A 12429-nucleotide genomic window follows, 5' to 3' on the forward strand; every position below is an offset into this window, starting at 1 on the left:
CCTAGATTAACGCTCCCGCTATACCCTGAACTTATTCATTCCTCTAGTGATAAACACGCGTTTCCCTTTGTCAGACCTACATAAAATTTATCAAGCTAACACTCTAAGCCTGCAGTCATATAAAAACACTGGTTCAAAAAATTATAACTATCAATCTATTACTGTGAGTCACCTTCGTTCTATAGCTGAACTAACTTTAAATTAGACATTGCTAATGTTGTGTATTATAGTTACGTACATTAGGCAATGCTAAAGTAAGAAAGAGGTCATCAATGAAGGTCAGAATGTTAAGCGTAGTCGCTTTTAGTTTATACGCAAGTAGTGGTATAGCCTCTCCGTCTCTGAACACGGTATCAGTCGCAACCAAGCCAACCAACTCAACAGTAGTGCTGGACGGTACCGTTGAAGCGGTGAATCAAGGTACGTTGGCGGCGCAAACATCAGGCAGAGTTATCGCTGTTAATGTTGATGTTAACGATGTTGTCACTCAAGGGGACGTGTTGCTTGAAATAAGTGCTGAGCAACAGTCCGCTTCATTAGACGCTGCAATTGCACAGTTAAGCAGCGCTAAATCGGAGCTTTTCCGTAGCACAGCTCAAGTGAACAGATATAGAGAGCTCTATCCAAAGGGAGCGATCTCCAAAGAACGCCTCGATAACGCCGAAGCTGAGACTCGATCTGCAACGTCAGCAGTTCGAGCTGCAGAAGCCGCTGTAAAACAGGCCAAAGAGTCTCTTGGGTATACAAGCATCAAAGCACCGTACACTGGAGTCGTAACAAAACGCTATGTTGAGTTGGGGGAAACGGTAGCACCTGGTAGTCAACTTATTACTGGCTTTTCTTTGTCTCCTTTGCGCGTGGTTACTGAACTACCTCAACGCTATAGAGACAAAGTAGAGGGGCCAGAACAATTTAGTATTAGAACCATTAATGGTATTGAGTTAGAGCCGTACGAAGCAAAACTTTTCAATTATGCCCACCCACAGTCTAGAGCTTTCCAACTTCGTTTAGAGTTATTAGAGGAACCAAAGAGCATCTACCCAGGAGAGTGGGTAAAAGTTGCTTTTGCGTATGGTGAAAAAGATGCCATGTTGATCCCAAGTACCGCCGTTATTAAACGAGGGGAATTAAGTGTTGTCTATCGAGTTAATGGCTCTGAAGTATCAATGAATCCTATTCGTGCAGGGTATGACAACGGCAAAGAGGTCGAAGTACTCAGTGGGTTAGAAAATGGCGATGAGATAGTATCAGACGTCGTCAAATATCTTCGTGATAAGAACTAGAGGGCGCCTAAATGAATAACAAACTTGGCATCTCGGGGAAAATAGCTGCAGCGTTTCAAGCCTCAGCGATGACTCCTCTTCTTGCTTTAGTCGCATTGCTTTTGGGGTTAATGGCAATTGTGGTTACCCCAAAAGAAGAAGAGCCTCAGATTGATGTTACCTTTGCAGATGTGTTTATTCCTTTTCCTGGAGCAACTCCCCGAGAAGTAGAAAGCTTGGTGACTAACCCAGCGGAGCAAATCATATCGGAAATAAATGGGATAGATAAACTTTACTCATTTTCTCAACCAGGTGGGGCACTTGTTGTAGCGATATTTGATGTGGGCATACCACGCAATGAAGCTGTTGTTAAGATCTACAACAAATTATATTCCAATCGTGATTGGATGCCACCAAACATGGGTGTAGGCGAGCCATTGATCAAGCCAAAAGGCATTGAAGATGTGCCAATTGTCAACATTACGCTTTCTTCCCAATCGCAGAGCGTCACTACAGCAGAGTTAACTCAAGTCGCCAGCGGCCTAGAGACCGAGTTGAAGCGTATAAAAGGCACGAGAGATATATACACAGTAGGTCGACATCCAACTATCGTCGATGTGAGATTAGACCCAGCTAAAATGGCGGGTTTTGGGGTTACTATCGATGCCCTTAATCAAATGTTGCCAGATGCCAACTCTACGTCTCCATTGCTTACGTTGACGCATGACAATCAAACGTTGCCTCTCCAAATTGGTGAGTTTCTGACTAGCATTGACGAAGTTAAGCAACTCGTAGTGGGTGTGTATGACGGTAAGCCCGTTTACTTGGCAGATATTGCAGAAATAGAGCTTGGCACAGACACGCCTACGCAAATGGTTTGGACAGGAGATAAAACACAAATAAACCCTGCGGTCACTATCGCTATCGCTAAAAAAAGTGGAGAAAACGCGGTAGATGTCGCGAAGAATGTTGAGAATAGAGTTGAAGAGTTAAAAAGCACACTCATCCCGAGTAACGTGGATGTGGAGATCACAAGAGACTACGGTAAAACAGCGGCAAACAAAGCCAACACGCTGATCGGGAAGCTCGCCTTTGCCACGGGTGCTGTCGTCCTTCTTGTTCTACTGACAATGGGGGGGCGTGAAGCTGTAGTCGTTGGTATTGCAGTCATCATAACGCTATTGCTGACACTGTTTGCATCGTGGGCATGGGGGTTCACACTCAATCGAGTTTCTCTTTTCGCGCTAATTTTCTCAATTGGTATACTGGTCGACGATGCCATCGTTGTGGTTGAAAACATACATCGCCACATGATGAAGGGTAAACAGAAACTTGTAGACTTAATACCTGGCGCCGTGGATGAGGTCGGTGGCCCAACTATTCTGGCAACTTTGACAGTGATTGCGGCACTGCTGCCAATGGCGTTTGTATCAGGTTTGATGGGACCGTATATGAGTCCTATTCCAATTAACGCATCGTTGGGTATGATCATCTCGCTCATAATTGCGTTTGTCCTAACACCTTGGCTCTCACGGCTTCTTTTGAAGAATGATGGTCATGGAGAAGAGCAGACGAACAGTAAACAAGCTGCTTTCTTCCATCGTGTGATGTCTCCATTTGTCACGGCTCGAGCACAGAAAAGAAACCGACTTCTATTGGGTGTCGCTATCATTGTTGCTATTGCTGCTTCAATGTGGATGCCGATGCACCAAGCTGTTGTAATGAAAATGCTGCCCTTCGACAACAAGTCTGAGTTTCAGGTGATCCTTGATATGCCTGAGGGCAACTCGCTTGAAAGAACGCAACGAGTACTATTCGAGCTTGCTGATGAAGTGAGAGCGATAGAAGAGGTGGATAACTTCCAGATCTATGCTGGAACGGCGGCACCAATTAACTTTAATGGCTTGGTTAGGCATTACTTTTTACGTCAAGGGGCCCATCAGGGCGATATACAAGTCAATCTTGTTGATAAAGGTGATCGCACACGTTCGAGCCATGAAATTGCTTCTGATGTTCGATCTAAATTAAACGACATTGCTAGTCAGTATGGTGGAAAAGTTAAAGTTGTAGAAGTCCCACCAGGCCCGCCTGTATGGTCTCCAATACTAGCTGAAGTCTACGGTCCGACACAGGAAGTTAGAGAGCACGCTGCTCTTCAACTTAGAGAGATATTTAGAGGCACCGACGATATTGTAGATATCGACTTTTACCTCCCTGAGAGTTATCAAAAGTGGCAGGTTGTCATTGACCGAAGCAAGGCTGCGAGGCTAGGTGTAGCATACTCCAACATTGTAGATACTATGGCAACGGCGGTCGGTGGAAAACCAATCAGTTATTTACATAGTGAACAGAGTAAATACCCAATACCTATTCAGGTTCAAGCGCAAGAGTCATCAAAAGTGAGACTAGAGCAGGTATTGAATATGAAGGTTCAATCGCTAAGCGGTCAAAGTTATTTATTGGCCGACCTAGTTAAAGTAAATATTGAGCCGATGGAGAACTACATTGTCCATAAAAACCTAGTTCCAATGATTATGGTCGTTGGCGATATGACTGGGGAGTTAGATAGTCCACTTTATGGTATGTATGACATTTCATCCAATATGGCTGAACAGGGGATGGATGTTGAACAGTACTATGTAAACCAGCCTTCGGGTCTAGAGAATGTAGAAATATTCTGGGATGGAGAGTGGACAATCACGTATGAGACTTTCCGAGATATGGGAATTGCGTACGCGGTAGGAATGGTTCTGATTTATCTGCTTGTTGTAGCTCAGTTTAAGTCCTATTTGGTTCCACTTATTATTATGGCACCAATACCTTTGACAATTATTGGCGTTATGCCTGGACACGCTCTACTCGGGGCGCAGTTTACTGCGACGTCAATGATAGGAATGATTGCGTTAGCAGGGATTATTGTTAGGAACTCAATACTGCTGGTCGATTTTATAAACCATCAGATCTCAGAAGGTATGGAGCTATCACAAGCTGTAATCGACGCCGCTATAGTTCGAGCTAAGCCTATAATGCTAACGGCATTAGCAGCAATGATTGGTGCAGTCTTTATTCTTGATGACCCAATATTTAGCGGGCTAGCTATCAGCCTTATTTTTGGTATTTTCGTATCAACTGTACTGACGTTACTTGTTATTCCGATCTTGTACTACGTGGCACTAAAGAAAGGTATCGTTTCACATAACGCATAATCATTAACGCCCACTCTTAGCGAGTGGGCAAAAAATATACTCGAATGTAACAGGAGCCTATCATGAAAGTCGAAAATGGAATCCGAATCCTCGCAGGGGTAATGGTATTAATATCACTAATATTGACTATTTATGTCAGTAAGCACTTTGTTTGGTTTACTGTTTTTATTGGTGCAAACCTAATACAAAGTGGCTTCACAGGGTTTTGCCCGCCACGAAAGATATTATTAAAACTCGGCTTTAAAGAGTAATAAGAGCAGGAGTTGAGGTAGATATATTTCAATTATTAAAAAATATATTCGGGTTCAAAGATGAATCTCTAGAAATAAAGAATGCCCTACAAGAAGGCGCATATATTGTTGATGTGAGAACACAGCCGGAATTTAACCGCAGTCATTTAAATAATGCGATAAATATACCATTAGATACTATTGAGGCGTGCCATAAGCAATACCTAGATAGAAATAAACCTATTATTGTTTACTGTGCATCGGGAATGCGTTCGAAAGTAGCTTCCAATTTTCTCTTGAACCACGGATATACAAGAGTATACAACGCTAAAACAATCGGTAGGCTTGAAAAGCTACTGTGAGGTGTAAAATGAAAAACAGCATTCTTTTAGTATTACTGACGCTAAGCATGCCGTTCAAGGCTGCCTCTGAGAGTATCTTGGACGTTTATAACTTGGCGAAAGACAGTGATCCAGAGTTATTGCAAGCTAAGGCTTTTGCAGATGAAGCACAGGAAAGTATAAACAGTGCGAGAAGTGTGCTACTTCCTCAAATTGACCTTAGTGCCGGCTATGATTACTACAACAGCGACCGACCTCTTCTAAGTAGTGAGCAATGGAGAGCGGGGATTGGCCTATCGCAGGAGATATACAATCCGGCAAGTTGGATTGTGCTAGAACAATCTGAAAAAGCTGCGGTAAAAGGCAACGTTTTGTATGCTCAAACTCAGCAGTTTGTCATTTTGCGAACCGCTGAAGCCTACTTCAATGCCCTAAGAGCAGAAGATACGCTCTCTTTAGCAAAGTCGGAACAGGCACTAATAGAAAAGTACACTGCAACAATACAAGAGGCTTATCGTGTAGGTACTTCCGATTTAACCGACCTACAGGACGCCAAAGCACAATTAGATAGAGTTAATGCGAGCCTTGTTAGTGCACGTAATCTAGTGAGGAACTCTTATGAGGAGCTAAGAAAGATTACCAATGTTAAGTTTGATCGCTTGGACAAGCTGAATATTGATGCATTCAGCCCCTCTCTTCCTGCAGATGATGTAGAGGCATTGGTTGAGCTTGCACTTCAGGAAAACCTTGTAGTACTAGAGAACAAAATTCAACAAGAAATCGCAAAGCAGGATATCGACTTAGCTAAATCGGGACACCTGCCTCACTTATCATTGAATGCTGGGTATCAGTATTCAAATGAGAAAAGAGACGATTCATTCTACTCGAAGGGTGGAAGTAACGATACATACGGAGGGCTTAACCTCGTCGTGCCATTATACAGTGGTGGTGGCACTTCTTCCGAAGTTAAGCAAGCTCAGCATAGGTACGTAGCTGCGTCTCAGGAGTTAGAGCGCAACTTCCGGGACATCTCTAGCAATGTTCGGGGCAAGTACAATGATATTATTGCTTCTTTAGAAAACATAAAGGCTCAAGAACAATCAATGAAATCGGCTGAGCTTGCGCTATCAACACAACAGTTAGGTTTAGAAGTTGGAACTAGAACAATTGTTGATGTACTTGAAGCGACTCGGTTTTTGTTTGACGCGAAGCTACAACTCTCAGACGCACGGTACAACTACATTCTTGAACGTTTATATTTGAGCCAACTTCTAGGGAACCTGAATGAGGGTGACATTATTGCGATTAATCAGGGTCTGAATGAAAAATAACATATGACGAGGTCTCGCGGTAGCCGAAAGCATTCTCACTCATTGAGCTTATGTTCGATTAGACTCGGGAATTGTAAAAATCCACCTGCTGAGCAGGTGGATTTAAATGGCCCCCCATAAGGGGCTAACTTTTAGTTACTCAACCCTAGATGCATCTGACACTCTTCTTCTTCCTTTCCCACACGATCTTGATGCCTGACATATCTTCGGATTATTTCCTCGTTCACTCCTACCGAATCAACAAAGTAGCCACACTGCCAAAAATTATTGCCCCATAACTATTGCTTTCTTAAATACGGAAATTTGTTGAACAGCCTTATCGCTGTCCGTCCTTTTACAAATCCCATATACTTTGAAATACTCAAACTTGGTGGCATTCTCACAACCAAGTGGACGTGATCTACTTGAACGTTCAACTCTACAACCTAGCAGTTTTTCATGTTGCTTTATATATAAATACTTCAGTATAACTCTTTGCCCAAGTGACCCTTGAGTATTTTGAGTCGGTACTTCGTCGTCCAAACTATGTGGTAATGGCACCTGTAATATACGTGCGAAGCGGATTCATATCTGCTCATGTTTTTTCTCCTTGATTTGCTGTTTACAAACTTGGATATCTTGAACATGAGCGTCCTTCGGGCAAAGCCCTAATGGACGATCACCACCTTCCTAAAGGGTGGTTTAGGGTTAGAAATGAATAGAGCCACAGACTGTAGCTCTGTTTTTATCATCAATAATGATGAGTTAACGTTACTTTGGCCTATGAATAGTCGATTTGTTGGGCTTTTAAATACAGCTATTTTCTCTTTGTTATCTGGAATTGAGCTAGGTGAAGTTGTCGGAGGACATTAAAGTTTGAAACTTTTCTATTTCCGAAGTGCGTTACTATCGTGGCTACAAGAACCCAATACTGACAATAAAGATCGACACTTAGACTCAATCAACGTGGCTATCCAACGAAAGTGTGACAACAAAGTTTGAAACTCGCTTTTGGACATAAATGCTCTACATCCCTTCATTTCTAACATGCCCCTATAGCCGTCATCCTCACGAAAGTGAGAACCTCCTACCGCGTGTAGGTGACTGAAAATTGGCGACTAAGTCACGTAATTCGGCTGCGGGACGCGCTGAATGAGATCCCCTTTTTCAAGGGGATGACTGTAATTTTTGGGGATGCTGTGAACACGAAAAGGGGCAGATATGAGTTGTTGCAGAATCTGCAATCACTGAGCTTTCTCGTTGCTCGGGCAACTATTGCAAAAATTGCAACAGTTCAACTACCGAGGAATCCTCGATAGTTGCTTGATAAGTAATGTGCATATTTTGCACATTAGTTAGTTCTATTGCCGAAGCGACGAGATCAGAACCGGGTTGGAGCAGAGGTGATTTACGAAACAACCTGTTTCGCAATTGTGCAAGACCCTCTTGCATAATTGGTTACTAGAGTTTGTCCAACAACCTGTTGGACATTCGATGAAGCAGCCAATTTCCTAATTGTGCAGCAGCTTGTTGCACAAATAAATCTCATGTTGGTTTCATGCGCACTAAACACGTCTTGGGGCAAAATGTATGGTACGCCCCGTTTTGCAAGTGAAAAGTCAAAAATAACGGAGTTGGTTTGCGCTAATGTATTCAGAGTCTATTTGAGACTTCATTAGTCCCAGCTCTACGATGAGATCCGCGCCAGATTGTCCTCATAAACGTGAAAGCACTGTCAATGCTGTTTTGCCCCTCAGGTCTTCAATCTGGTGGTCTAACCGTTTTGTCATCTTGATTTATCATATGCAAATTTTGGTTATACTTTTAATTCGAAAGCTTTGTGAGAGTTCATCACTGACCATGCTATGCGAGCCAACTTATTGGCCAATGCAACCACAGCAACGTTGAATGGCTTTCGACACTTCAAATCAATAAGCCACGATCCGAAGTAATGCTCCGCTGAGCTATCTCTCCACATGACAGCTCTAGCCGCATGAACAAATAATTCTCTCAGTTCTTTGTTTCCCCGCTTCGATATACCCAATAATCGAGGTTTTCCTCCCGTTGTATATTGAAACGGTACTAACCCTATCCATGCTGCAAAGTTTCGCCCGTTAGAAAAGTCTTTTGGGTCTCCGACAGAAGACAAACAACACGAAGCTGTCATAGGCCCTATGCCTGGTATCGTTTGAAGCAAAGTATATAGCTCGTTTTCTTTATTGAGTTCGACTAGTTTTTGGTCTTGAACAGCAATCTTTTCATTTAGTTGGTTGTAATAGTCCAATTGGTCACGAAGCTCAAGAATGAGCTGTGGTGGGACTATAGCCTCTTTATCTGCTAGCCACTGGAACAGCATTTTCATATTGGCATGCCCGCGAGGAAAGCTAATGCCAAACTCAAGCAAGATTGACCCGATTCTATTCATACAGGACGTTCTTTCGCGAATATATCCTGTTCTGGCTTTCCTAATCACCGTACTAATTTGAGCTTGTTCGCTTTTCGGAGAGACAAACCTCATATTAGGTCTCGTGGCAGCTTCAGCAATGGCGTCAGCATCAATGAAATCGTTCTTGTGGCTTTTAACGTATGGCTTTACATAATGTGCAGGTATTAGCCTGACCTTATGACCATATTCTTGGCATTTTCGAGCCAACCAATGCGCACCACAGCATGCTTCCATTGCTATGGTTGTAGATTCTTGCTGTGAGATAAAATGAATGAGCTAGCGTCGACCACGTAGACGCACCCTTATATAGAAACCGCACAGCTGCAATACCCTTCTCGGCCGAAAGTCCCTGTCACCTTCATAAAAGTGAAGATCTCCCGAAGCGCGTAGATAACTGAAAAAATAATGACTAATTCAAATGAATTGTGTTCACAGCGCGTTATATGAGGTTTCACTTTTCACAGGATTGATGAGGCTATTTGTTGACCACTACAAGGGCCTTCTGTGAAGGCCCTTATTAAGATTTTCACTCTGTTAAAACAAGTTCTACTTGAGTCGACTCAGATATGGAAAAAAGCTCTTTTGGAATACTATCAAGCGAACCAATTATACATACCTCGGATGAAGGAACAGGAGCAAAGCCGGTACTCATGGGTGTTGGACCAAAGAAAATACAAAATGCGTTCCCGGGCGCCCAAAAGGCGAGTGTCCCTACTTCCAAACTTGATGTTGATTCACCCTGATCATCAATCGCCTCGGGAAGTGCAAAATATAACTCTCCACCCCATCTTCTCATTCGAGCTCTAAATGGTAGGCATTGCATGATTTTCTGTGCTGTTTCACTGTTATTTAATGTACCGAAAACCTTCAAGTTACCCATTATGAGCTCCAATTTGTGCTTGGTAAACATCAAGCATACTCCTTCTTTCTCGCTCTATTGGGCTCGACGGCACCATGTTCTTTAGTTAACGCTATAATATCTTCTACATTGATGTCTCTAGAATAGGTTCCTCTTCGAACAGCCAATGCAGCTGCAGCCCCCACAGCTTGCCCCATAGCCATACACGTGCATTGTGCTCGGATACCGGCAAGTGAAGTTCTGTCAGCAGATAAAATCCTACCAGCTACCGTTATTCGGTTGCTACCCTTTGGAATCAGAGATCTAAATGGCACAGTAGGCAAAAGCTCCATTGAGTCATGAAAAATCTCATCGCAACCGTTATCTTCATTGTGCATATCAATATAGTTGAAGGCATTGCAAACAGCGTCTTCATAGGGTTGAGCGCTCATAAACTCACTCTCGGTTACAATGTGCTCACCCACTACACGATAGCCTTCTCTTGATAATGCCCTGTTATACATTGTCTTAAGAACAGCTCTTTCCGCACCGGGGATTTTCGTCCGAACAAACTGATACATCCGTAGCATTCGAGCTCGACCTTCAATGTTTGCTTTGGTTTGACCATCAGCATCTGAGGTATCACAAGAGTAAATATGTGTTGAGTTATGTCCGCCCATTTGTAAATACCATTGGAATGGGTATATACCAAAGTATGCCCAGTCTCCTTTTTCTAACTCTCCTTCTTCCATCGCTTTTTCATAGATCTTCTGGACCTCACCTTCCCAAACTTGCTGCATATCGACTCCCTCAATTCGATATTCCAGAGTACCGGGCTGTCGCTTTGGTGATTTATCAACTGCCAGTCCAAGCGCTCTTGTTACATCCGCGTCCCCCGAGCAGTCAACGACTTCACGACATTTTGTTATTCTTTTAATTCCACGTGCGTAAGAGGTAATAATCCAGAAATTGCCCTCTTGTACGATTTCTCCAATGAACTCGTGATAATGAATTTCAACACCAGCCTCTACAGCAGCTTGCTCTGCAACTGAAGCGTAGATGGGGACATTAATATTGCTATAATATCCTGGCGTATCTACACCATAGCGCTCTTTCATCGACTTAACTCTAAGACCTTCGATTTGCTTGGAGCGGTTAAAGAGCTCCCATCCTATGCCTTGTACCACAGGCTGCGTAGGTGAATGCCAATGGTTTGGCATAAAGACACCACCATCAGTCATCGTACCCCCCAACATTGAGCTAGCTTCAATTAAAGATACGCTTACTCCTGCCCTTGCCACTTGTATAGCTGCTATATGGCCTGCAGTTCCTCCGCCAGCTACAACTACATCGGCAGTTTGCTTAATCGTTTTCATTTTTATCTCCCCATCAATAATCAAATTAAGTAATTTAGTTACGTCTGGTGATTAATCGATTCTTACGCCTTGCTTTTGGAGAGTTCTTTGTAATTTATCTATGTCTACGTTTCTAACATTGACATTTTGGGTCAAAGACTCTGAAGCGGCTGTACCAGCGGCTTCACCTGTGACAGCACAACACATCATGTTTCGCATTGAAGTATGTGCAACCACACCCGCTGAAATACAACGCCCTGCAACAATTAGGTTTTCGACCTTCTTAGGTAACAAACACCCTAAAGGAATTTGAAAATAACGACCTGTTGTTGGCAAAATCAAGTAACCACTCCCGTCGATAAATTCAGGGAAAATACCAACAGAGTCGTTACAACGGCCTTGTTCAAGAACATATTGGTCATCAACATGGATTTCACCATCAATCAAGCGAGATTCACGAGTACCAAGCGTCATGCCGAAATTCCGAAGTTTCGCATTCTCAAAACCCGGAATATAGTGACGCAATGCATCAATAGCCCATAATGCCTGTTGACGTCCTTCAATCTCAGCTTTTGTTAGATCCCAAGCATTGGTGCAATCATAGCCGAACGAGTAAACCATATTGAGTTGATGTGCTTCGCCCGCGTCCGAGAACGTTGACCAGGTTCCTGCAATGGCAGAAGCATCACCCGGAATGACACCTTCCTCCTGAGCTTTAGTAAAGATTTCCTCCATATATGGACTGAACATGTCATCCTCTTTACCAGTCGTCTTTATTGTCCAGTTTTTGCCCCAGTCCGCATACGTTGGCTTAAGCTCCTCGTCGACGAATTTGTTGAATCGCTCAACATCTACGCCTGCACAGTGGAACATTACAGTCACACCCATAAGTTCATCTTTATCTCGCTGGTTGAATGGCGCACCACTCAAAGAAGCAATGTCAGCGTCTCCTGTGCAGTCGACTACTCGTTTGGAAAGAATGGCGCCACGCCCAGATTTACTTTCGACAATCACACCATAAAGACAATCGCCTTCTTTCAACACCTCAACGACCCAAGAGTGATAAAGAGGAGTAACACTAGCTTCTTTAATCATCTTGTCAGCGACGACTTTGAAACCCTCAGTATCAATAGCTTGGCTGGTTGATTGAGGCTCCGGACGCGTAAAGCCTAATTCACTTGCTCGGGTTTCAAACTCACGCCCGATACCTTCACAATCTATAGTCCCTTCGTGTCTATACCATGCAAAGCTTTCCACTCCAGCTTGAGTTAACATTCCGCCCAAGCACCCATACCTTTCCACAATCATTGTCTTTGTACCAAGTCTTCCGGATGCGATTGCTGCACAGAGGCCTGCCGGACCACCACCAACAACTAAAACATCAGTTTCTGCAATAACAGGGATTTCTCTTTGTGGTTCAGTGATATTCATTTATATCTCC

8 protein-coding genes and 2 pseudogenes are annotated in these 12429 nt (G+C 43.3%); 5 read left to right on the top strand and 5 right to left on the bottom strand.

Annotated elements, in window-relative coordinates:
- Window positions 1-272: 272 nt before the first annotated feature.
- From L2W36_RS19150 to L2W36_RS19165, 5 genes are all read left to right on the top strand, one after another.
- Window positions 273-1283: an efflux RND transporter periplasmic adaptor subunit gene (locus L2W36_RS19150; protein ID WP_062458218.1), complete on the top strand. Its 1011-nt coding sequence runs from the start codon at window positions 273-275 to the stop codon at window positions 1281-1283.
- 11 nt (window positions 1284-1294) lie between these two features.
- Entirely contained in the window at window positions 1295-4468 is a 3174-nt protein-coding gene (locus tag L2W36_RS19155) for an efflux RND transporter permease subunit (RefSeq protein WP_062458221.1), read from the top strand.
- A 62-nt stretch (window positions 4469-4530) separates the two neighbouring features.
- Complete coding sequence (locus L2W36_RS19160) at window positions 4531-4719, top strand: YgaP family membrane protein (protein ID WP_062458224.1); 189 nt, start codon at window positions 4531-4533, stop codon at window positions 4717-4719.
- Window positions 4720-4793: 74 nt separating this feature from the next.
- Entirely contained in the window at window positions 4794-5060 is a 267-nt protein-coding gene (locus L2W36_RS27535; RefSeq protein ID WP_370736767.1) for a rhodanese-like domain-containing protein, read from the top strand.
- 8 nt (window positions 5061-5068) lie between these two features.
- Window positions 5069-6370, top strand: a complete 1302-nt coding sequence (locus L2W36_RS19165; RefSeq protein WP_062458227.1) for a TolC family outer membrane protein — start codon at window positions 5069-5071, stop codon at window positions 6368-6370.
- A gap of 131 nt (window positions 6371-6501) precedes the next feature.
- On the opposite strand, the pseudogene tnpA reads toward L2W36_RS19165, so the two are convergent.
- The 5 genes and pseudogenes from tnpA to L2W36_RS19190 form a co-directional block, all read right to left on the bottom strand.
- Window positions 6502-6948: pseudogene (gene tnpA / locus L2W36_RS19170) on the bottom strand (IS200/IS605 family transposase).
- 1217 nt (window positions 6949-8165) lie between these two features.
- Window positions 8166-9071 (bottom strand): annotated as a pseudogene (locus tag L2W36_RS19175) (IS110 family transposase); the annotation flags it as partial.
- A gap of 250 nt (window positions 9072-9321) precedes the next feature.
- Window positions 9322-9705 carry a cyclophilin-like fold protein gene (locus L2W36_RS19180; protein ID WP_062458230.1) on the bottom strand — a complete coding sequence of 128 codons (384 nt, stop codon included), beginning with the start codon at window positions 9703-9705 and terminating at the stop codon, window positions 9322-9324.
- Complete coding sequence (locus L2W36_RS19185; RefSeq protein ID WP_062458233.1) at window positions 9705-11009, bottom strand: FAD-dependent oxidoreductase; 1305 nt, start codon at window positions 11007-11009, stop codon at window positions 9705-9707. Before L2W36_RS19185 ends, L2W36_RS19180 begins: the two co-directional genes overlap by 1 nt.
- Window positions 11010-11060: 51 nt before the next feature.
- The gene (locus L2W36_RS19190) at window positions 11061-12419 is read right to left on the bottom strand and encodes an FAD-dependent oxidoreductase (protein WP_062458235.1); all 1359 of its coding nucleotides are present in this window, start codon (window positions 12417-12419) and stop codon (window positions 11061-11063) included.
- Window positions 12420-12429: the final 10 nt, after the last annotated feature.

Origin of the sequence: Vibrio sp. McD22-P3, from assembly GCF_021568915.1 — a bacterium.
GTDB lineage: Bacteria > Pseudomonadota > Gammaproteobacteria > Enterobacterales > Vibrionaceae > Vibrio > Vibrio mediterranei.

Coding starts and splice junctions, on each gene's coding strand:
- L2W36_RS19150 (WP_062458218.1), top strand. CDS start 273: ATGAAGGTCAGAATGTTAAGCGTAGTCGCTTTTAGTTTATACGCAAGT.
- L2W36_RS19155 (WP_062458221.1), top strand. CDS start 1,295: ATGAATAACAAACTTGGCATCTCGGGGAAAATAGCTGCAGCGTTTCAA.
- L2W36_RS19160 (WP_062458224.1), top strand. CDS start 4,531: ATGAAAGTCGAAAATGGAATCCGAATCCTCGCAGGGGTAATGGTATTA.
- L2W36_RS19165 (WP_062458227.1), top strand. CDS start 5,069: ATGAAAAACAGCATTCTTTTAGTATTACTGACGCTAAGCATGCCGTTC.
- L2W36_RS19180 (WP_062458230.1), bottom strand. CDS start 9,705: ATGTTTACCAAGCACAAATTGGAGCTCATAATGGGTAACTTGAAGGTT.
- L2W36_RS19185 (WP_062458233.1), bottom strand. CDS start 11,009: ATGAAAACGATTAAGCAAACTGCCGATGTAGTTGTAGCTGGCGGAGGA.
- L2W36_RS19190 (WP_062458235.1), bottom strand. CDS start 12,419: ATGAATATCACTGAACCACAAAGAGAAATCCCTGTTATTGCAGAAACT.